Below are 21,424 nucleotides of genomic sequence, written 5' to 3'. Positions count from 1 at the left end.
TTTCCCGGATTTTTTGTCGATGGTTTCGATTTAAGCAGAGTCTTCAGGAAAAGAAGCTAATTTTCCCAATCCTTAAGCTTGCATTGCTATACGTCCTTTCGCTTTTCTGAATTCCGTCAGGCTCATTACGTGTGTCTTTTTAAAGAATTTATTCAGATGGCTCTCATCTGAAAAACCAAATTCGGACACAATTTCATTGATCCGCATATCACTAAAAAGAAGCCTATGCTCGATCAATCTCATTTTATAATTCAATATATAATGCTGGATAGTTTCACCACATTGCTTTTTAAAGTAGCTACCAAGATAACTTTCAGAGAAGCCAAATTTATGAGCGATTGAAGATACTTTTAACAATGCCGGATCATGGATATTTCCCTGAATATAATTAATAATGTCTAACACCCGCTTATCTGTATTGGATGCCACATGGGCTACTCTCATCTTTGAAATGTTCCTCGCAGCAATGACAATCAATGCATTCACATAATGTAGGGTCAGCTCCTCTTGAAAGAGGTCTGGATGATTGATGCCATGGAGAAGCGAGGAAACAATCGAATCAACCAGAATAACATCGGGTTTATTCTGTAAAATGCACCCGGACAAATAGGAAGCCCCATATAATAAACATTCCATCGAATTTATGCTATTCCACTTGTAGTCTTTTACATACCGTTCGCTGAACTTAACGAGCAAAAGTTCGGTATGTTCGATTACTTCCAAATTATGCTGATCATTTGGTGTAAGGAGTATGAGACTACCTTTGCTGTATGAAGCGGTATTGTTGTTAATCTTAAGAAATCCTTCTCCACAAATGACATATATGATTTGAAAAAAGGAAAACTGATTATCTTTTAAAGGACAGTTTACCACCTGATGGTATTCCACTTTGACCAATTGATCTATGTTCTCTCTTCCCATAACGCAAAAATACCTATTTATCATTAAAAAGTACTGATTTTTCACAATATTTCTGTTCAAATTTGCTACATCAAAACTTTAGATAGCAATGAAAAAATCAATCTACATCCTCGCACTCGGTGCATTTGGCATAATTACAACTGAATTTGGAATAGTTGGAATCCTTCCGACAATCAGCCGTGAGTTCGGCGTATCATTAGATACTGCCGGATGGCTACTCAGCGCATTTGCGATAACGGTGGCGGTTTCGTCACCTTTTATCACTTCCTTCACAACCAAAATAAATCGAAAACTTCTTTTATGTCTGGTTATGAGCATATTTGTCCTCTCAAACTTAATTTCCGCATTTTCTTCAAATTTCACTATGCTGATGGTGGCCCGCATCCTACCAGCAATATTACACCCGCTATTTTGGAATATCGCTATCGCTATTGCTTTTAAAAATAGTGGAGCAAAGGGTGTTTCTACGGTCATGTTGGGTCTCAGCTTAGCAACTGTCCTTGGAATCCCATTAACAACCTATGCGGTAGATCTATTTAATAATTGGCAGGCTTCATTTTTCCTAAGCAGCGCCATCAGTCTAATTGCTTTTATAGGTCTGTTGGTTTTTATACCTTCTATTCCCGCGGACAATACAAAATCCACTCAAAATCAGATCGCGGTAATGAAAAGTCCTCTTTTGTGGCTCAACCTGATTTCAACCATTTGTACACTAGCGGCGATGTTCTCCAGTTATACGTATCTTACCGCCTATCTTGAACAAATTACTAAGATGGATGGTGCACAGATCAGCGTTATGTTACTGCTCTTCGGTGGCATGGGAACGCTAGGAAATTGGCTGATGGGCCTGGCCTTAAACAGAAACGTGCTATTAACAACAAGATTCTTTTTGGCTTCTTTAATCGCAGTACAGGTGCTCGCTTACTACTTAGGCGGAATATTTGCACCAATGGTTATTATAGTCTCCATCTGGGGAATGATTCATACGGGTGGATTTCTGGTTTCAAATATTCGGACAACTCAGTCGATTCCCCATCACGCCCTTGAATTTGTGAATAGCTTACTTACTTCATCCTTCAATATCGGAATTTCCCTGGGTGCTTTTCTCGGAGGAATAATAAGCGCGTACTACGGTGTACATTATGTTTTATGGGTAAGTGTCTTGCTATTAGCAGTAACATTTGCAATGAGTTTTGTCACCTTCCCAAAAACGCAAACGGAGGATGAGGAAAGTATAGCGACAAAGCTTGCTCCATCGGTCTGTAAACAAGCTTAAGCAATCAGCTCGCATAATAGCTTAAAAAAGTATCTCTTTTGTTAAAAAGGGATACTTTTATTTGGGTGCATTGGCGTTTTTGGTCTTATTCACTAGCTTCTTGATGTATCACTTCAATTTTCGGTAAAAACACAGAGCAGTGATGAGTAAGACATAAAAACAACGGATTCGTAATGTTTAAGCCGGGAATTACTTAAAATTGCTATTTTTATTCCAATGGAAGCATCGTTGATACAACAGTTTAAAGACAAGGTAAACTCCTACTACCCAGTTACAGAGATTTCATTTCGGGAGCTCTTAGCATTGGTAACTATCAAAAATCTAAAAAAAAATGAGATACTTGTACAACAGGGCTCCACCGCACGTGAGTTCTGCTTTTTATATAGCGGTTATTTAAGGGCATATATTGGTGATGAAAATGGACGAATATACAATAAGAATATTGCTGTTGGAGGTGATTTTATCGCCTCAACGGTTTCCTGCATCTTAAATCAGCCATCAAAATTTACTCTTCAGGCGATAACAGATTGTTCATTGCTACAACTCCCCTACAAGAAATTCAGAGCGCTCCTTTTCAAAACGGAGGACCTAAAATCTTTTTACATTCATTACCTCGAAAAAAATTGGGTCATAGAAAAAGAAGAAAGAGAAATTTCCATTGTTATGGAAGACGCGCTGGTTAGGTACGAAAGATTATTGAAAAGCAGTCAACATATTGAAAAATACGTACCCTTGCAGGACATTGCCTCACATCTAGGCATTACCCCCACCCAGTTAAGCAGAATTCGTAAACAACTGAAATAATATCTTTTCTCAACATATGTAAAAAACTATGTCGTTTTCCCTCCCTAACTTCGCGATATACAAAAGGTTAAACAACATTTCATAAAACTACAGTTGGAGACATATGATACAAAAAAGTCAGCAATCAGATTTTAATACAATCTACGAAATTATTAATGACGCATCTTTGGCTTATAAAGGTAAAATACCACACGACCGTTGGAAAGAGCCTTATATGGATGAAAGTGAACTGCGGGAGCAAATCGCGGATGGAGTTGAATTCTGGTGCTATCACCAAAATGCGGCGATAATTGGTGTCATGGGAATACAGCACAGATCAGATGTGACCTTAATTCGCCACGCATATGTAAGGACAATCGCCAGAAATAAAGGAATTGGAGGAAAATTGCTAAAACACCTGTCAAGTCTTACCGCTAAACCAATCTTGATCGGAACCTGGGCTGACGCCACCTGGGCAATTGGATTTTATGTAAAAAATGGATTTCGACAAGTAACGCACTTAGAAAAGGAATTTCTATTACGAAAATACTGGAATATTCCGCCGCGACAGATCGAAACCTCGGTAGTTCTTGTCAGTTCGGGTTTTGATGTTAGGAAACAAGATATACCGCGTTAAGGCACTATTCTAAAAATCGGATACAGTAGATGTGATTTTTCATAATAGTTCGAATGCTTATATACCCAATCCAATTGGGCTTTTCCGTCAGCTGCAAATTTTGGACTGCTTGCTTTTTCTTTATCAAACGCAGATTTTAAATCCTTATTTTCTTTCAAAAGTTTGGCTGCCGTATCTTCAAAAACATAGGCAGAGTAATATTCTTTTTGTCCAAGGATCGCATCAAAGAAATTCCAGTTGAAATAGGAATCCATCGCTTCGGGTTCCAGTGTCTCCATAAGATATTTTACGCCATCCTGATCCAGCGGAACCAAAAAGTCTCCGGCCCTGAACCTCACGTCCTTCCTTTCCCTGAACACATCGGTATCATAATGGAGATAATGCCCTTCGTAAGGTACTGAAGTTGTTTTAAAATCTTTGATCCTATACTGTTCTACAGTAATGATGGTATCTCGTCGTATGGGATTCATTTTAATCTGATTGAGCTTCAATAAGTCAATAACTTTCCATTCGGATTGGGGGATGACATAATACTTCGGAATTATAACTTCCTTTGTTGGAAAATAAGTGTTGTACAATTTGACTTGCTTTGAAAATTTTGAATTTCGGTCATACCACAATCTATTTTCTGAGGAAACATCGCTGGGCTTATATTTCGCTTCAAAACCTTTAAAATCAATATTTTCATATTTCGTAGAATCAAGTTTCCAAGCTATAGGATAATTGTTCCCTATGCCGTACTGCTTTAGATTATCTGCTCTTTTCTGTCGAATAACCTCATGGTTCTTGTCCATAAAATTGAGTGTATAGAGCATATAATCATACGTTGCTTTTACCCGTTCGCGATACGGCTTCAACATATGTGTTTCGACTACTGTACCGATGACATTGAAAAGACTGGTATAACCAGTTGCATACCTCGGCGAATCCATAAAAACTGGAAAGCCACCATCGGGGATATCATGGTGAATATTGACATAAGGAACAGAAATAAATCCCCCATTCTCTAAATCTATGAGAAGTTTTTTTTGCATATGACCACTAAAATAGTCACCCAATGCCCTTCCCAATCGCTCTTTATTCGTTGAAATATAAGTAAACGTATATTGATAGTCTGCGCCATTGCTGACATGGTTGTCAATAAAAACATCTGGCATTATCCATTGAAAAATCTGCTGAAAACTCCGCGAATTTTTAGTATCTGTTTTGATAAAATCCCTATTGAGATCATAATTTCTTGCGTTTCCACGAAAGCCATACTCTTCGGGTCCATTTTGATTCGCTCTGGAAAACCCGTTGCGATTTAGCATTCCGCTGACGTTATAGCTCGCTATCGCAGCTATAATAACATGCTTAGGTGTTTTTATCCTGCCCGTTGCCAGATCTCTCATAAGCATCATGGTTGCATCAATTCCGTCGGGCTCCCCGGGGTGAATACCATTGTTAATAAACAGTACCGATTTATTTTCTCTTGCCTCTTCCAAGCTTTGTTGCGATGGATTGAATACAACAACATCGATCGGGGCCCGATTATCATCTTCGCCCTTTGTCTCATAACTGATTGCGGGAAATTGATTCGCCAATCCCTGATAGAATTTGCGCATTTCCTCAAACGTAGTCGACTGATTACCACTACCTTTCTCGTACGGTGAAAGGTTTTGAGAATAGCCCACACTTGAAATCAATAAAAAAAATAGAATTGGAAGTTTTTTCATAAGATCAATTTAATGTCCTAAATTAAAAAAAAACTTACTAAAGTCAGTTTCTTTCAAACCTGCCTGTACCAAAACTATAGATGACGCGCTCCCGAATGGGGAAATCCATATTGCTACCCTCGAAAATTGTATTGGAGCTTTCGAGGGTAGATGACAACAGGGCTCATTTTACCAAGAACTGTTCACTTATAGGGTTTTAACAAGAGAAAGATCTATGCCTAAACCCTTGAGCGAAGCAAATGTTAGCTTGTCCATCATTGCCCCGTCGAAGCGAATTGTTTGGAGCGTTTTATAATACCTGTTTGTTAAGGTAAAAGTAGATCGAAATGAGACATTTCTAAATGTCGCTCCCTGAAAAGAAGCACCTGTCAGCGCGACACGATCAAACATTACATCAATAAAGGTCTGTCCATCGAGGTTGATCCCGCTCATGTCACAGGATTTAAATGTTGTACCTTTAAAGGAACAGTTTTCAAACACTGCTTTTCTAAGATCAATAGATGCGATCTTAACATTGATCAATGAAGCCTCCGTAAAATTTGATTTGGTAAGCTCCGACGCATAGAACTCCGTATCTGTAAGAATAGTCTTATCAAAGCTGGCGTTTGTGAGATTGTTTGCAGAAAACTTGCAGTCTCTCAGATCGGTTTCCTTGAAATTGGCTCCGGAAAGATCACTTCCTTTAAAGGTACTACCGTTGAGATCGGCGTTCGAAAAATCGGTATTCCGTAAATCACTTCCCAGGAATTTGCGTTTTGGAGCATGAACACCGACAAAATCAGTTCCTGCTAAAGCACTGCCGCTGAAATCAGTCAGTAGCGATCGTTCCGGCTCGGTCGTTGGCTCCATGTAGCGAGGCATTCCTGCTAAGGTACCGTCACCGTTGTAATCCGTAAGTTTAGGAAGATCCCCGCCCCTCTCTCCTTGAGCGCTGTCAGAAAAATAGTCTAATCCCACAGCAAAAATATCGGCTAGCTGATTGATTGTCATAAAATCAGGGATGGATTCTCCACGCTCCCATTTTCCGACGGCCTGTGGACTAATAAATAAAAGTCCTGCAAGTTGAGCCTGAGACATGTTTTGTGCTTTTCGGGCATTGGCAATTCTACTACCCAATATCTTTACGTCCATAATTGTAATTAAGTTTATGTTTGACTCTGCAAAGATACGCGGAGCCATGGTCGAATAGATAAAATAACGACTACTTCTAGTTGTTATTACACTACTTATAGTTGCAATTATCAACCCATAGTTGCCAAGCAGCATATACTGCATTGGTTAAGGAAAAATCGCGACTACTTTTTGACCTTCTTATCGGCAAAAGCAAATTCTTGCCATAACTTTTCTATTGCAATAGTTGACAACCTTTCCTTGCCTGATGCGATGACGATACGATAGCGAAATGTAACTGAATTGCCTTTTTCAAGTCTTAAATTCAATACTTCATTTCCCTTGCTAAAAACTTTTTGCCCAAGCGGATTTGCAGCAAATAAACCGTATCCCCGCGCGTGCCAATAGGTTGGATAGCCGACATTATCTGGATTGTCCATAATGACAACGCTAATGGTATCATTTCCTTTTTGCCCATAAAGCATACACCATTTTCCACGGGTACCCCAAGCATCATCATCCGTCTTATTTTCACTCGTCAGATAATGACCTGTAACATTGCTTGCAAGATTACTTTTTACTTTAGTTACGGAACCGTGTATATCAGTAAACTTCCGTTCTTCCTTGGACGGTAATTCCAGCTCGTGCGCCACACGAAGACCAAGTAAGCCATCTTTAACATCGACAAAAGAAACAGAGTCCATAGCAGTAAGCGTTGTCGTCCGGTCGATAATTCGAAGGTTCGTAGTTGCCGTAAAAGTGAAAGCCGTATGTTCTTTCAATAAGACGTGTCTTTTCATGTCGCGCCAGTCTGCCGTGTATTTTAGTATACCCGCCGCACCACTTTGGGTTTCGGAGATGGATGTCGTTTTGATCCATCCATAGTTCGGTTTCTTGGCTTCAGGTATAGCAGACGAATTGTTCCAAAAATCAAGACCATTCACACTTTCATAGTTCATCCACAAGCCAATATGATGTGGATGATCTGTTGGTTCATTCGGTCGTGGGTCTAACGGGAAGCCTCTGGTAATGATATCTCCCTTCGCCGAAAAAATTGGGTACAATGTAGGTTTTTCCAAATTATCTGGGTAGATAAAAGCTGTAAAAGGTCGATCATTCGCCGTGATAATAACTTCTTTACGTGCTTTATCTTCTCGAACGGCTATAAATTGTTTTTCCTGAGCGGATACCATTGGCATCATGACAATCAGAAGAAGTGAAAATAGGAATATTTTTTTCATTTGTTGGATTGATCTAAATTTAACTTGACTAATATTTGAATGCCTTACCGCCTGCTATCACTTCTTGTTGTTTATTGTCGAAAGTGACTTTTTCTCCTGTCCTATAGGCTGCATTTGCCATAATAACTGCAATCGAATGGTTGTAACCGACTTCAATTGGCGCATTGGGTTCTTTACGACTGCGCACGCATTCCATCCAATTACGTATATGCGCCAAGGTGACAACATCCCCACCAGTATTAGCGGCTGTACTCACCCGAATATTATTCAAACTAATATCTGGCAATAAATTCGCTTTCATACCCATTGCACTGGCATACTCTTCGGTCAGGCCACCTGTGGCCGATATTTTATTGCTATCTAAGTTGAGTGTTCCACCATTGCTATAATAAATTTCCTTTACCTCCTCCCCTTTCAATACGCCAGAATTTGTCTGCCTGGATTTAAACAATACCTGAAATCCTTGAGTCAAATCTTCTAACGGACCGTAGTCAAATACGGCAGTAAACGTATCCGCATTTTCCCTACCATCTTTCCAAAGATAGTTCCCTCCATTCACGGCAACACTCCGTGGGTGCGGAAGACCTGTAAACCAATGCACTGTATCAATCTGGTGGCATAACCATTGTCCAGGAATACCAGATGAATAGGGCCAGAATAATCGGTACTCAAGATAATGTCTGGCATTGAAAGGTACATCGGGTCGATTGAGCAAAAAGCGTTTCCAGTCGGTGTCTTCTTCTTTTAGTTTGGCAACTAGATCAGGTCTACGCCATCGCCCTGGCTGGTTTACGTTCCACGTAAGTTCCACCATGACGATATCTCCGAATTTCCCACTTTTGATAAAATCATTTGCGGCAAAGTAATTCACGCCACTCCGACGCTGCGAACCAATCTGCACAATCTTTTTGCTATCTTTAACTGCTTTTAATACCGCACGCGCGTCTTCCATTGTCTCGGCGAGTGGTTTCTCCACATAGGCATCCTTACCTGCATTTACAGCCTCTATCGCGTGTAGTGCATGCTGAAAATCTGATGTTGAAACAAAGACTGCATCGATATCTTTGATATCGTACAGGGACTCATTATTCAAGCATGGCTTAATTGAATGTCCTAATTTTTGTTTCCAGAATTCCACACCTTCCTCGCGACGCAACTTCCAAATATCGCTTACAGCGATAATATCGAAATTCAAATCTTTATAAGCCGCAAGAAATGAGGGCGCATGTGCCCCTTTATGCCGATCTGAAAATCCAACCACCCCGATATTGATTCGATCATTAGCTCCCATAATCCGTCGATAACTTGAAACACTAAATGCGTGTGTTCCTGTATACATACTAGCCCCAAGCAGCCCTGCTTTTTTTATAAAATCTCTACGTGAATTACTCATTTTTTTTTAGTTTAGTTATCTACTAAAAGAAAATTTCTGGCATTTTGTTTTATTTTGGATACATCTTATAGATTCATCAAACACTTCACTACCAACGCTCCTCGGCAATAATTAAGTCAAACGAACTTTCATCATGCACTGGATATTAATTTAAAAATTTATTTGCGTTCCAGCTTAAAATTATTATATCTTTGCAATCATCAGATGATATGACTATATGAAAACTGAACACATCGTACGAAGATCTTTAGCTGAGGAGGTTGCTTCTGCAATTGAAGAAAAAATCAAATTGGGTAATTTCCCTATAGATTCCAAACTCCCTGCTGAGCCGGAACTCATGAAGCAGTTTGCTGTAGGAAGATCAACAATTCGCGAGGCCATTAAGTATTTAAGTCAGTCTGGTTATCTGCATGTTCAACAGGGTTTGGGAACATTTGTCAAAAGAGTGACTGGACATCATGCGCTTGACGCGGAAATTGAAAAGGGTAATTTCAACGATATTTTTGAGGTCAGACAGGTTTTGGAACTGAAAATTATTGAAAAGGCTGCAGTGAATCGAACGACAAAAGGTCTGAGAGATATGGCTATTGCCCTTAAAAATAGAGCCAAATATGCCAACAGTGGGAATTTTACCCTTTGTGTAGAAGCAGACATCGCTTTTCATAGCGCTATTGCTGAATCTTGTGGAAATAGTATCTTAAAAGCATTATACAATACCTTATCGGTTCACGTTAATAAATTTTTCACGGAAATTTATAAGGACACCAGTCCTTTTCTGATCTCACAAAAACGACATGAGGATCTGATGGAAGCAATTAAAAATAAAAATATCCAACAGGCTGTTGCACTAGCAAATCAAATTATCCAACATAAATAATTTTCTAACGTCTTGTAGTGTACAATCCAGACAATCAAACATATAAATCACATCAAAAACATCAGATGACCTGATGTATTAATTTATGAAAACAGAATCTTTAAAAGCTGATGGTTCTTGGAACAGTTCCCAGACAGTCTACCCTATCTTATTTGCAATTAGCATTTCTCATTTGTTGAATGATCTCATTCAGTCGGTTATTCCAGCTGTTTATCCCTTATTAAAATCTAATTATGCCCTTAGTTTTACTCAAATCGGTATTATTACCTTAGTATTTCAGCTGACAGCCTCTATCCTGCAACCTTTTGTTGGACTTTATACCGACAAGAATCCCACGCCGAGGTCTTTGGCAATTGGCATGTTGTTTTCGCTCGCCGGTTTACTTTGTATTGCCTTCGCCTCTAGTTTTATTTATATCCTACTTTCAGTGAGCCTGATCGGGATGGGCTCCTCAATTTTTCACCCCGAGGCTTCCCGTGTTGCCCATTTGGCCTCTGGCGGCAAAAAAGGATTGGCGCAATCAATTTTTCAGGTAGGTGGAAATGCAGGTGGCGCGATAGGCCCACTCCTTGCCGCGCTGATCGTTATCCCATTTGGTCAACAATATATCGGTGTTTTTGGTGTATTGGCGATTTTAGCTATCTTAATCCTTACCTATGTTGGAAATTGGTATCAATTGCACCTTAAGCCAAAATCCACCGTCGCAACACTTAGCACCACACAAGCAAAATCAAACTTTTCAAAATCTAAAATTATCTTTGCCTTAGTTATTTTGTTGATTCTCATATTTTCAAAATATTTCTATATGGCATCCATGACCAGCTACTTTACGTTTTACCTAATCGATAAGTTTGGCATTAGCGTACAAGAATCACAAATTTATCTCTTTGTTTTCCTTGCATCAGTAGCGGTAGGAACAATACTTGGTGGCCCATTGGGTGATCGCTACGGACGCAAGCTTATTATTTGGATTTCCATACTTGGCGCAGCGCCTTTTACATTGCTTTTGCCACATGCGGGCTTAATGTTGACTGTGGTATTGTCCATTCTGATCGGATTGATTATATCCTCTGCTTTCTCAGCAATATTGGTTTACGCCACGGAATTGATTCCAGGAAAAGTAGGTTTAATTGCAGGTTTATTTTTTGGTCTTGCCTTTGGAATGGGCGGGATCGGTTCTGCGATTTTGGGATGGCTGGCCGATAAGACCTCCATTGAACATGTGTTCAACATCTGTGCTTATCTACCCTTAATCGGTATTGTGACCGGGTTATTACCCAACATTGAACGTCATAAAAAGGTATAATAAAAATATCTCTCCGAAAATTTTCGGAGAGATGTTTGTTTAGCGTTTTAGTATCCAGGATTCTGGATGAGTTTGGTATTCCGATTCATCTCGTCACGATGTATGGACGTAAAATACATCTTGTCATCCCAATTTCTATTCTCGACTCCGGGATCAATGTTACTTACAACGTATTTGTAGCTGTAGTTACTAGGATCGTATTTATATATGGTTACTTTTTTGCCATCTTTCAATGTCCCTGTGATATTAATTATATTTGCTTTCCGTCCTATCGTTTCGGCGGCGATCATCCAACGTCTTGCATCAAAAAAACGATGTTCTTCATAAGCCAATTCTATTCTACGTTCATTTCTATAGCGGTTTTTGAGTGCCATACCCGTCTCGGTGATTGCTGGCATTCCAACTCGAAACCGAATTTTATTTAACCAAGTTTTTGCTTCTGCTTCCTCACCCAGTTCAATACAGGCTTCCACATAGTTTAATACCGCTTCGGTATAGCGTAACATGGGCCAAGGAACACGCTGTCTCGTATTTTGATCTTCTTGTGCAGGATCAGGATCTACAAATTTACGCATATAATACCCCGTCCTTGAACCATTCCAATCTTCAACAGCACTTTTTCTGGTATCCAATCCGAAATGTGTGGTCTTTTGGCCTCCAGCATTGATAATTTCATATTGACCAGTCTGGATCTGATTGCTAGGATCTCTTTTGGTCACATCTGCTGCCCTAGGCTTCCAGTCTGCACCATCATATAAAATTGTGGCTTTCAGTCTCGGGTCACGATTTTGATAGGGAGCCGAAGCCATGGCAGCGTTTGACCAGTCAAACTTTTGCCCGTCATTCGTCTCATAATCATCTACTAGCAATTGTATTGGGGTATTACCCGCCCAGTTATGATATCCGTTGGGTCCGTTGTCACGTCCTACCCAGCCACCGCGTTCGTCTTTTTCGTCAACAAAATAACGACCTAAGATCATATCCTTCGCTGCTCCTGCATCTGCCATTTTACTTCCACCACCTAGGGACAAAGCCATATAATTTGCGGTTCCTTCTTCTGCAGGCACCGCAGCTGTCAAATCAAGTTTATAGGCAAATTCAGCGCGGTTCAATACAGCTTTTGCTGCTTCCTTTGCCTTAGTCCATCGCTCAGTTTGACTACCACTGGTATACATTATGTATTCTGGTTTTGCGTAAGCTTTCAGGAGCGGAGATTTGGCACCTGCCTTATTGGCGTCGTGGAGATCACTCGCGGCATATAATAGCACGCGCGATTTTAATGCCAATGCAGCTGTTTCACTCGCGCGTCCTTTAGCAGCCTTTGAATCTTTTAAAAGCAGGCTTGCGCTGTCAAGATCATTGACGATTGCATTGACACAATCAGCATAGCTATTTCTCGGCACCATATAATCTTTATCATTCAAGGTATAGATCTTATTATCTATCGGTACAGCACCATAAAAACGCAAAAGCTGTTGATAATAATATCCACGCAAAAAATAAGCCTCACCTAATAATTTATTCGCTTTTGCCTGATCAAACTTGGCCTCCTTCAAATTAGCGATCGCAATATTGGTTGCTCGAATACGCACATACATACGCCCATATTCGTAGGTATCCATGATACGCCCCTGGTCTGCTGGATTGGATCGCGACTCAGTTACGGTATTAATACCACGATTGGGATGCGTGAACAATGCCTCATCTGTCATGGATGCCATTTCTTCTTCATAGAAACCACCAACGCCAAAGCCATTGTATATTTCGACTACGAAAGCTTCAGACAGTCCTGCGTCGGACCATACCAATTCATTGGGAACCTCACTGAGTGGTTTTGTATTAACAAAATCATCATTACAGGACTGGAAACCAGCCGATAATACAAGCAAGAGCAGGGATATATTTGCAATTTTTTTCATTTTCTTATCTGATTTATATTTCTGAGAATAAGTTTTCATAGGCTTTTCATTATTTTGAGAACCTGTATACTCACCGGTACTCCCTTGTAGCCCTTTGTTTATTTTCATAATTCTTTAGCAATTAAAAGGATAACAATACACCCGCATTAATTAATCTCGCCTGCGGATAATATTGTCCTAATGCATTTACTGCTTCTGGGTCATACATCTTGATCTTGCTCCAAGTGATTAAATTCATGCCATTTGCATACACCCGCAACGAGCCGATGCCAATTTTATCGCAGATTGTCGACGGAAGATTGTAACCTAATTCCACATTTTTTAGCCGTAGATAATCGGTGCTTCGCATCCAATAGGTATTATTGTACGAGTAATATTGGTTACTGCGATCCGTTAGTCGGGGGTATTCACTGCTTGGATTGGTTATACTCCATCGTTTATCGTAGAATTCTTCCAAAAAATTACCGATAGAACCCGATTCGTCGGTACCAACACGAATCTCTCCACCTGTGGCGCCTTGGAATAAAACGGACAAATCAAAATCCTTATAGTTCAAACTAAAATTGAATCCACCCTGAAATGTTGGATCACTATTTTTATCTCTTCTTACTTTATCATCTGGCGTAATTTTTCCATCACCATCATAGTCTTGGTATTTCATATCACCTGGACGTAACGTCTTTGTGATAGCACTGTAATCAAGTTTATTGGCGGCGATATCCTCCATATCTCGAAATACACCATCATAGATGTAGTAGATATCTGTTTTGATTGGTTTGCCAGTGCTTTGTTGCCATGCTGGAGCACCAGGTGCCTCATCCCAGAAAATAATTTTATTCTTCGCATAGCCACCATTAACGCTTACGTTGTATCCAAGCTCGCCCGCCTTGCCTTTATACCCCAGATTAAATTCCCAACCTTTATTATCTACTTTACCGATGTTCTCAGCTGGTAGTGTCATACCAGTACTTTGTGGAACAGAAGCATTTTTCCGCCATAGAATAGAGTTTCTACGATTTTTGAAGATATCAAACTCAAAATTCAACTTACCCTGTAGAAATTGGAAGTCGAAACCTAAGTTATAGTTATTGGCGACCTCCCAGGTGACCATTTCGTTTGGCACCCTACTTTCAAACAGTGTTTTGGCCAACTTGTCGTCCACAATATAGGTTCCAAATGAATAGGTTGAAAAGTATTGGTATTCTTGTAATTTATCTTCCCAATAAATATTATCGTTACCCATTTGACCATAGGATGCACGGATTTTGAAGTAGTTGATTACGGGAATATTTTCTTTCCAGAAGTTCTCTTCAGATACAACCCAACCGGCCATTGCTCCCGGGAAAAAGCCAAAACGTTCACTCTCTGGGAACATATAAGAGCCGTCATAACGCCAAAGAAACTCTGCAATATATTTACTTTTGTAATTATAGCCAAAACGACCAAAATAATTCAACCTTGCCCGCTTCCAGGCTGCTCCATCATTATTTTTTTCTTGTTCTCCCCCCGCGAACAGGTAATCGATACTGTTTGACAGAAAATAACGTCGATAGGCACTAAACTTGTCGTTGTCAATGGTTTCTCGGTTTACACCAGCGATGGCATTCACTTGATGATCTCCAAATTTTCGGTCAAAACTTAAAATACCTCCTAACAAAATGTTGAGTTGATCTTCGTTGCTTTGATTGAGATTTGGGTCTGCTGGACCACGCCGACCAGCTTGCAACAGGGGTGTTTTGCCATCAGCTTCATAACCTCCCGGCCAAGAATACAACGTCCAAGGTGTCACCCAAGTTTTTTGGTTTTTCACATATTTGTCTACAGAAGCATTTAATGTTAATTTCAGGCCTTCAATCCATGGATTCGTAATATCTACTTGTCCATTTGTTTGGAAATAATAACGTTTATCCCGGTCATATCCAGTAGAATTTGTCGTAATAACCACTGGATTTTCGCCATTCTCAATATCTGGTCCTGGTTTTCCATTAGGCCAAATGGCGGGCTGCGTCGGATTTCCACGCATCAGCATCCGAAAGATCGTACCTGCACTTTTGGTTGGGAAATTGCGGTTTTCCTGCCTTCCCAATACACCAAATTGTGTTTTAATATACTGACTTATATTCGCATCCAGATTAATTCTTAGATCATACTGCTTGTAACCGGTTGCAGAATTTTTGTAATAAGCATCTTGATTTTGGTACCCTAATGACAAAAGGTATTTTACGTCTTCAGTACCCCCATTAATTTGAAGATTATGACGTTGTTGAGGTGACCAATCTTTCAATGTGGACTTGTACCAGTCAGTATTGGGGTGCCCCCAAGGATCAGAACCATCTTTAAACTTTTGGATATCCTCAGGTTTAAAAGGTGCTCCTAAGACAGTACCATCCTTCTTGGTATAAGATCCCTTCCCGTTTAGGTCTGTCAATGCTGCTGACCATTCATCCACCGGAAGATTGTAAATTTCAAGTTCGTTGCGAATTTCAGCAAACTTTGTCGCATCGGTCAATTTGGGAATTACTGTCGGTTGGGAATATCCTTGATTAAAGGTATAAGAAAACTGTGGCTTGCCTGTCTTTCCACGGCGTGTTGTTACAAGAATAACGCCATTTGCAGCTCTTGCTCCGTAGATTGCGGCCGAAGCATCTTTTAAGACAGAGATGTTCTCAATATCCCGAGGATTAAGTCGCTCAATTCCGCCTTCACGAGCTGGAACACCATCAATAACGACGAGTGGGCTGCTATTTCCCAACGTATTTGTACCCCGGATCTTGATTGTCGATCCGTCATATCCAGGCTCCGCACTACCATTGGTAGCGATTACACCGGGGATTCTTCCAGTCATCGCATTGGAGACATTCAATGCTGGGGACTGCGCAAGATCACTTCCTTTAACTGTAGCCACCGCACCCGTTACGGTTTCTTTCCGCTGTTTCCCGTAACCTACCACAACGACTTCGTCAAGACTGGATTGAGAGTTTAAGATCGTCACATCTATAGCTTTTCGCCCTTTGACTGCTTCATCCACCGTCTGTTTACCGACCATCCTAAAATTGACTGTCCCGTTAGCAGGAACCTTATCCAATTTGTAACGGCCTTCATTGTCTGTTTTGGTGACTAAATTAGTCCCATTGATCGATACAGTAACGCCCGAAATCGGCATTCCCGCCTCATCTCGTACGACACCAGTAACACTTAATTCTTGTTGAAAGAGATTTCCGTAATTCGCGAAGGTCGCGGCATCTACAGACTGAGGACTCAGTGCTACCAAAGAGCACAGCGATCCAGTCCAAAATGCTCTCTTCCATTGATTTGAGAAATAATGGCAATTAATCATAAAAACTGTTTAATGGTTTAAATTGTATGTTTATTAGTTATTATTTGCTTCTGCAAGATACTAGGTTTAGGATCTTATCAAAGGCGGTTTATAATTGAATTTTTGATTATATGAAATTACAAAAATAAACAAATAATGCAAGTGTTATTTTCACACTATTTACACATATATACATAAAGCATTTATTACAAGAAAGTTACAACTAAAAAAACAATCAGTATCACTATTTTGCATACATACACGCTACATTACTGTATTCACATTAATCTAATACATATTGTAAATAGTCACATTTTAAGATCTTAATAAAATATCGTTTTAATACATACATCCTTTCCTTAAGATACAACTGTTATATTTTAGAAAGATTAGATCGTACATATTAATTCCAATGGTATATAATTATATGGGTACATGCACTTTTGTAACAAACAGCTTTATTTCTTAATTTTAATAGCGANNAATATAAAATATAGTGTCAAAAAAAAACATATAATGAATATTTACATCAGACAGGAAAGCGTAGATGATTATCAGGCAGTTTTTGACCTGATTGAGCAAGCATTTAAATATGAGGAACACAGTAATCATCAAGAACAATTTCTTGTTGAAAAATTACGTCAGTCACCCGAATTTATTCCTGAGCTTTCCTTAATAGCAGAAGTTAACAATAAGCCAATTGGCTACATTTTACTTACAAAAATCAAAATTCACAATGAAGAAAAAAAAGAGGACTATCCTTCACTTGCTTTGGCACCAATAGCTGTATTACCTGAGTTTCAAGGAAAGGGAGTTGGAGGTAGATTAATTGAGGAAGCGCATAAAATTGCTGCGCAACTTGACTTTGGATCAATAATTTTATTGGGCCATGCCAGTTACTATCCAAGGTTTGGCTATGTTACAATGGCTGAATATGGTATTAGCATGCCATTTGACGTCCCAGATGAAAACTGTATGTTGATTGAACTCCGCGAAAAAGCATTAGCTGGTCTGCAAGGAACAGTAGTCTATCCGGAAGAATTCGGAATATTTTAAAAAAATGGTAGACTGCTGCTATTTGGGTACAGCCCCCATTTTTTATTAATATTTAATGGGATAATCTTGCATAAATTCAAATTGATACCCATCTCTTTTTAGTGCATCTATCAATGTAGATAACTCTTGTTGTCCCTTTTTTGTCTGGAACATATCATCATGCATTAAAAATACCACATTATTGGGCACCATCGAACTTTTGTTGTTCATAAAGTTATGAATATGGGATAATGTCGCAGCCTGACTTTGCATAGGATTGCCCGTAACACTGTTCAAACGCCATTCTACATCCCAACCATAAATACGGTAACCATTTTTATGAAGCATATCAGCTGTAGTAGAACCATTTTTCAAATCTATTTTCCGAATATCATCATACATCCAGATATTTCTTCCCGGAAGCCTAACTATTTTATGCTTAAGATTAAGATCCTTTTCATTTTTCTCAAAATCAGCAAAAGCCTTTTCGGCATTATTATAGAATCGCGAATACTGATTATTGGCATGGGTATAGCTGTGGTTATAACAGGCAATCAAGGGATTATTTTCATATTTTTGAAGATCCCGCTTTCTACCTTTACTCATATTGGCATGTTTACCAATTAAAAACACACTAACTTTTATATTTTTCTCTCTTGCCAAGGAATCAATTGCGGCACTTCCAATCAAAGGCCCATCATCAAATGTCAGATAGATATGCTTGGGATGTGTATCAAAAGCTCTTCGCAAAGAATCCTTTAGGTTACGTTTTTGTTGCTTGACAGGGATAGGGTGTAAGCTATCAATTGTAAAATGAATTTGATTTCTTTGAAGAGAATCCCATTTATTTAAAAGAACAGGGACATTTTGCTTTTGAATCAACTTTTCATTTAATGTATCCCTGATGCCTTCTTTATCACTACCCAATACCTTATTTGAGAAATCTTTACATGACATGCAACTTAAGATCACACAACCCGTGAACAATGCAATCAACAACCTTCTACACTTCATATCTATCCTAATAACTTAAGCGATTTTTTAACATTCAAAAATACTATAAAAACCAACGCTAAAAGTATAATTTTTCATAAATCCCTATTTTCCGGGATAATCAGCTACATATATGACGAGTTAGATGTCAAGCGGAGTTAATAACGCTACCATCACATAGATAATGATTCGAAAATTTAAAAAAAGTAATACCTTATTTCTTTTTAAAGATCAAAGCACGATTATATTCAAAATTCATCCGAGCAATGTTAAGCACAGATATTCCTTGTGGACATTCAACCTCGCAGGCTTCTGTATTGGAACAATGCCCAAAAGATTCGATATCCATTTGCTTGACCATGTTGAGTACACGTTGGTTTCTTTCTTCCTTTCCCTGTGGTAACAGAGCCATATGCGTAATTTTGGCCGAAGTAAATAACGCTGCGCTCCCATTTTTGCACGTTGCAACACACGCACCACAACCAATACATGCAGCAGAATCAAAGGCTTCCTCAGCTAGCTCATGCGAAATAGGAATAGCAGACGCGTCGGGCGCCTGACCAGTATTGATAGATACGAAACCTCCCAAAGAGATGATTCGGTCAAAAGCAGCCCGATCTACTTTAAGATCTTTTTTCACTGGAAATGCGGATGAACGAAAGGGTTCAATCACTATAGTATCATTATCGCTGAAGGAACGCAGGTGCAATTGACAGGTTGTCGTATGTTTCAGCGGGCCATGTGCTATACCATTAATCATTACACCACATTGGCCGCAAATCCCTTCCCTACAATCATGATCAAACTCGACAGGTTCTTCCCCATTGACAATAAGCTTTTCATTCAAGGTATCTAACATTTCAAGAAAAGACATGTGCGGGTTAAGCCCTTGCAGATCATAGGCGACTAGTTTTCCTGTTGATTGATTATCTTTTTGTCTCCAAATTTTAAGATGTAGATCCATAATTATTCATTTTATTTGTAGCTTCTTACTGTAGGTTGTATTTCTTCAAAAGTCAATTGTTCTTTGATTAATTCTGGTTGCTCCCCATTTTCTTTCCATGCCCAGGCAGAAATAAATTGAAATTCAGCATCATTTCTCAAGGCTTCTCCGTCTGCTGTTTGGTATTCCTCTCTAAAATGGGCGCCACAGGATTCTTTACGCGTCAATGCGTCATAGCACATCAATTCACCTATTTCAAAATAATCTGCAACACGTCCAGCTTTCTCCAATTCCGTATTTAATGAATTTGGTTGCCCGCTAACCATCACATTATTATAAAATTCCTGTTTAAGTTTTCTGATTTCGCTTATGGCATAGTTAAGCCCTTGTTCATTCCTTGCTAGACCGCAATAATCATAAAGCAACTTGCCTAATGTTTTGTGAAAATGATCAACGGTCTTTTTGCCCTTGATTTGCAATAATTCGTCAATCTGTTTTCTAACTGCTGATTCTGCCTTTTCAAATTCTGGGTGATCCGTAGAAATTTTTCCAGTGTGAATTTCATTCGATAAATAATTGGCAATGGTATAAGGCGCTATAAAATAGCCATCCACCGAAGCCTGAAGTAGCGAATTTGCCCCTAAGCGATTCGCACCATGGTCGGCAAAATTAGCTTCACCAAGCGCAAAGAGACCCGGCAAAGTTGTCATTAGTTCATAATCTACCCAAAGCCCTCCCATTGAAAAATGGGCCGAAGGCGAAATCATCATCGGTTCGGAATATGCATCATAGCCCGTAATCTTATGATACATATCGAAGAGATTACCGTATTTCTCCTCAATCTTTTGCTTTCCTTGCTCCTTGATTGCTTTAGCAAAGTCAAGGTAAACCGCATTTTTTAAGGGGCCTATACCAAACCCGGCATCAATCCGTTCCTTGGCCGCCCTTGATGATATATCTCGCGGAGCAAGATTGCCAAATGCTGGATATCGCCGTTCCAAATAGTAATCCCGATCTTCTTCAGGAATATCATTGGGCGCTCTTTGTTCCTCTTGTTTTAACGGAACCCAAATGCGTCCATCGTTACGCAAAGATTCTGACATCAAAGTCAGCTTGGATTGATAATCGCCCGATTGCGGCAGTGATGTTGGGTGAACCTGGATCCAGCTCGGAGATGCCATCAATGCTCCTTTTTTATGTGCTCTCCAAATCGCAGATCCATTACAGCCCATCGCCAGTGTAGATAAATAATAGATTTTACCATATCCACCTGTAGCGAGTATAACCGCATGGGCAGCATGTCGTTCGATTACTCCGGTGTCTAAATTCCGAACAATAATACCGCGCGCTTTTCCATCAATGACAACAACATCCAGCATTTCATGACGGGAAAACAACTGAACAGTCTTTTTGCCAACCTGACGCATTAATGCTTGATAGGCTCCCAATAGCAGTTGCTGTCCTGTCTGGCCCCTAGCGTAGAATGTCCGACTCACTTGAACCCCTCCAAATGAGCGGTTGTTTAGATATCCTCCATATTCACGTCCAAAAGGAACACCCTGCGCGACTGCTTGATCTATGAGATTCAAGGAGCATTCAGCCATCCGATAAACATTAGCTTCGCGAGCACGAAAATCCCCACCCTTTAAGGTATCCACAAACATGCGATATACACTATCACCATCATTCTTGTAATTTTTTGCTGCATTGACTCCTCCTTGGGCTGCCACAGAATGGGCTCTTCGGGGACTGTCCTGAAAGCAGAACGATTTTACCTGATAACCCATTTCGCCAAGCGATGCCGCGATTGAACTTCCCGCTAGCCCCGTTCCGACAACAATGATATCCAATTTTTTCCGATTGGCTGGGTTCACAAGCTTGGCCGTTTTTTTATAACGTTCCCATTTTTGCTCCAAAGGTCCTGCTGGTATTTTTGCGTTTAAAATCATGTCTTCGCCT

The 21,424-nt window shown here is 39.7% G+C and carries 16 protein-coding genes; 6 read left to right on the top strand and 10 right to left on the bottom strand.

All coding sequences use genetic code 11. The annotated features are described in order from the left end of the window. Positions 1-72: 72 nt before the first annotated feature. The gene (locus B4A24_RS13625; protein WP_293945638.1) at positions 73-921 is read right to left on the bottom strand and encodes an AraC family transcriptional regulator; all 849 of its coding nucleotides are present in this window, start codon (positions 919-921) and stop codon (positions 73-75) included. A gap of 88 nt (positions 922-1,009) precedes the next feature. Here B4A24_RS13625 and B4A24_RS13620 point away from each other — a divergent pair, with 88 nt between their 5' ends. The 3 genes from B4A24_RS13620 (at position 1,010) to B4A24_RS13610 (ending at position 3,617) form a co-directional block, all read left to right on the top strand. Beyond that, positions 1,010-2,197: an MFS transporter gene (locus B4A24_RS13620; RefSeq protein WP_293945637.1), complete on the top strand. Its 1,188-nt coding sequence runs from the start codon at positions 1,010-1,012 to the stop codon at positions 2,195-2,197. Positions 2,198-2,413: 216 nt separating this feature from the next. Then, positions 2,414-3,001, top strand: coding sequence for a Crp/Fnr family transcriptional regulator (locus B4A24_RS13615; RefSeq protein ID WP_293945636.1), 588 nt, complete (start codon positions 2,414-2,416; stop codon positions 2,999-3,001). A 103-nt stretch (positions 3,002-3,104) separates the two neighbouring features. After that, positions 3,105-3,617 carry a GNAT family N-acetyltransferase gene (locus tag B4A24_RS13610; RefSeq protein WP_293945635.1) on the top strand — a complete coding sequence of 171 codons (513 nt, stop codon included), beginning with the start codon at positions 3,105-3,107 and terminating at the stop codon, positions 3,615-3,617. Here the strand turns inward: B4A24_RS13610 and B4A24_RS13605 are convergent. The 4 genes from B4A24_RS13605 to B4A24_RS13590 form a co-directional block, all read right to left on the bottom strand. Beyond that, positions 3,614-5,332 (bottom strand): M14 family zinc carboxypeptidase, encoded by a 1,719-nt coding sequence (locus B4A24_RS13605; RefSeq protein ID WP_293945634.1) that lies wholly within the window; start codon positions 5,330-5,332, stop codon positions 3,614-3,616. The genes B4A24_RS13610 and B4A24_RS13605 overlap by 4 nt on opposite strands. A 186-nt stretch (positions 5,333-5,518) precedes the next feature. After that, positions 5,519-6,463, bottom strand: coding sequence for a pentapeptide repeat-containing protein (locus B4A24_RS13600; protein ID WP_293945633.1), 945 nt, complete (start codon positions 6,461-6,463; stop codon positions 5,519-5,521). A gap of 164 nt (positions 6,464-6,627) precedes the next feature. After that, positions 6,628-7,683, bottom strand: a complete 1,056-nt coding sequence (locus tag B4A24_RS13595; RefSeq protein WP_293945632.1) for a PmoA family protein — start codon at positions 7,681-7,683, stop codon at positions 6,628-6,630. A gap of 28 nt (positions 7,684-7,711) precedes the next feature. Continuing rightward, positions 7,712-9,076 (bottom strand): Gfo/Idh/MocA family protein, encoded by a 1,365-nt coding sequence (locus B4A24_RS13590; RefSeq protein ID WP_293945631.1) that lies wholly within the window; start codon positions 9,074-9,076, stop codon positions 7,712-7,714. Between the two features lie 217 nt (positions 9,077-9,293). Between B4A24_RS13590 and B4A24_RS13585 the strand changes: the two genes are divergently transcribed. Further along, positions 9,294-9,953 (top strand): FadR/GntR family transcriptional regulator, encoded by a 660-nt coding sequence (locus B4A24_RS13585; RefSeq protein WP_293945630.1) that lies wholly within the window; start codon positions 9,294-9,296, stop codon positions 9,951-9,953. 85 nt (positions 9,954-10,038) lie between these two features. Continuing rightward, positions 10,039-11,259 (top strand): MFS transporter, encoded by a 1,221-nt coding sequence (locus B4A24_RS13580; protein WP_293945629.1) that lies wholly within the window; start codon positions 10,039-10,041, stop codon positions 11,257-11,259. A gap of 47 nt (positions 11,260-11,306) precedes the next feature. Here the strand turns inward: B4A24_RS13580 and B4A24_RS13575 are convergent, their stop codons facing one another. Together B4A24_RS13575 and B4A24_RS13570 are read right to left on the bottom strand one after the other, a co-directional pair. Continuing rightward, complete coding sequence (locus B4A24_RS13575; protein ID WP_293945628.1) at positions 11,307-13,286, bottom strand: RagB/SusD family nutrient uptake outer membrane protein; 1,980 nt, start codon at positions 13,284-13,286, stop codon at positions 11,307-11,309. Between the two features lie 13 nt (positions 13,287-13,299). Beyond that, a complete protein-coding gene (locus B4A24_RS13570) occupies positions 13,300-16,515 on the bottom strand; it encodes a SusC/RagA family TonB-linked outer membrane protein (RefSeq protein WP_293945627.1) in 3,216 nt (1,071 codons plus the stop codon). Positions 16,516-17,010: 495 nt separating this feature from the next. Between B4A24_RS13570 and B4A24_RS13565 the strand changes: the two genes are divergently transcribed. After that, positions 17,011-17,550 (top strand): GNAT family N-acetyltransferase, encoded by a 540-nt coding sequence (locus B4A24_RS13565; RefSeq protein WP_293945626.1) that lies wholly within the window; start codon positions 17,011-17,013, stop codon positions 17,548-17,550. Between the two features lie 45 nt (positions 17,551-17,595). Here the strand turns inward: B4A24_RS13565 and B4A24_RS13560 are convergent, their stop codons facing one another. The 3 genes from B4A24_RS13560 to B4A24_RS13550 all read right to left on the bottom strand — a co-directional run bounded on the left by B4A24_RS13560 (position 17,596) and on the right by B4A24_RS13550 (position 21,414). Continuing rightward, entirely contained in the window at positions 17,596-18,543 is a 948-nt protein-coding gene (locus tag B4A24_RS13560; RefSeq protein ID WP_293945625.1) for a polysaccharide deacetylase family protein, read from the bottom strand. Between the two features lie 193 nt (positions 18,544-18,736). After that, positions 18,737-19,486 (bottom strand): succinate dehydrogenase/fumarate reductase iron-sulfur subunit, encoded by a 750-nt coding sequence (locus B4A24_RS13555; protein ID WP_293945624.1) that lies wholly within the window; start codon positions 19,484-19,486, stop codon positions 18,737-18,739. Positions 19,487-19,497: 11 nt separating this feature from the next. Continuing rightward, positions 19,498-21,414, bottom strand: a complete 1,917-nt coding sequence (locus B4A24_RS13550) for a fumarate reductase/succinate dehydrogenase flavoprotein subunit (RefSeq protein ID WP_293945623.1) — start codon at positions 21,412-21,414, stop codon at positions 19,498-19,500. Positions 21,415-21,424 lie beyond the last annotated feature (10 nt).

It is taken from the genome of Sphingobacterium sp. UBA7249 (genome assembly GCF_002472835.1).
In the GTDB taxonomy this organism is placed as follows: Bacteria; Bacteroidota; Bacteroidia; order Sphingobacteriales; family Sphingobacteriaceae; genus Sphingobacterium; species Sphingobacterium prati.
This window is presented reverse-complemented; position numbering and strand designations above follow the sequence as displayed.

Bases quoted from the DNA above. Each gene is read 5' to 3' on its own strand.
- B4A24_RS13625 (WP_293945638.1), bottom strand. From the start codon at position 921: ATGGGAAGAGAGAACATAGATCAATTGGTCAAAGTGGAATACCATCAG.
- B4A24_RS13620 (WP_293945637.1), top strand. From the start codon at position 1,010: ATGAAAAAATCAATCTACATCCTCGCACTCGGTGCATTTGGCATAATT.
- B4A24_RS13615 (WP_293945636.1), top strand. From the start codon at position 2,414: ATGGAAGCATCGTTGATACAACAGTTTAAAGACAAGGTAAACTCCTAC.
- B4A24_RS13610 (WP_293945635.1), top strand. From the start codon at position 3,105: ATGATACAAAAAAGTCAGCAATCAGATTTTAATACAATCTACGAAATT.
- B4A24_RS13605 (WP_293945634.1), bottom strand. From the start codon at position 5,332: ATGAAAAAACTTCCAATTCTATTTTTTTTATTGATTTCAAGTGTGGGC.
- B4A24_RS13600 (WP_293945633.1), bottom strand. From the start codon at position 6,463: ATGGACGTAAAGATATTGGGTAGTAGAATTGCCAATGCCCGAAAAGCA.
- B4A24_RS13595 (WP_293945632.1), bottom strand. From the start codon at position 7,683: ATGAAAAAAATATTCCTATTTTCACTTCTTCTGATTGTCATGATGCCA.
- B4A24_RS13590 (WP_293945631.1), bottom strand. From the start codon at position 9,076: ATGAGTAATTCACGTAGAGATTTTATAAAAAAAGCAGGGCTGCTTGGG.
- B4A24_RS13585 (WP_293945630.1), top strand. From the start codon at position 9,294: ATGAAAACTGAACACATCGTACGAAGATCTTTAGCTGAGGAGGTTGCT.
- B4A24_RS13580 (WP_293945629.1), top strand. From the start codon at position 10,039: ATGAAAACAGAATCTTTAAAAGCTGATGGTTCTTGGAACAGTTCCCAG.
- B4A24_RS13575 (WP_293945628.1), bottom strand. From the start codon at position 13,286: ATGAAAATAAACAAAGGGCTACAAGGGAGTACCGGTGAGTATACAGGT.
- B4A24_RS13570 (WP_293945627.1), bottom strand. From the start codon at position 16,515: ATGATTAATTGCCATTATTTCTCAAATCAATGGAAGAGAGCATTTTGG.
- B4A24_RS13565 (WP_293945626.1), top strand. From the start codon at position 17,011: ATGAATATTTACATCAGACAGGAAAGCGTAGATGATTATCAGGCAGTT.
- B4A24_RS13560 (WP_293945625.1), bottom strand. From the start codon at position 18,543: ATGAAGTGTAGAAGGTTGTTGATTGCATTGTTCACGGGTTGTGTGATC.
- B4A24_RS13555 (WP_293945624.1), bottom strand. From the start codon at position 19,486: ATGGATCTACATCTTAAAATTTGGAGACAAAAAGATAATCAATCAACA.
- B4A24_RS13550 (WP_293945623.1), bottom strand. From the start codon at position 21,414: ATGATTTTAAACGCAAAAATACCAGCAGGACCTTTGGAGCAAAAATGG.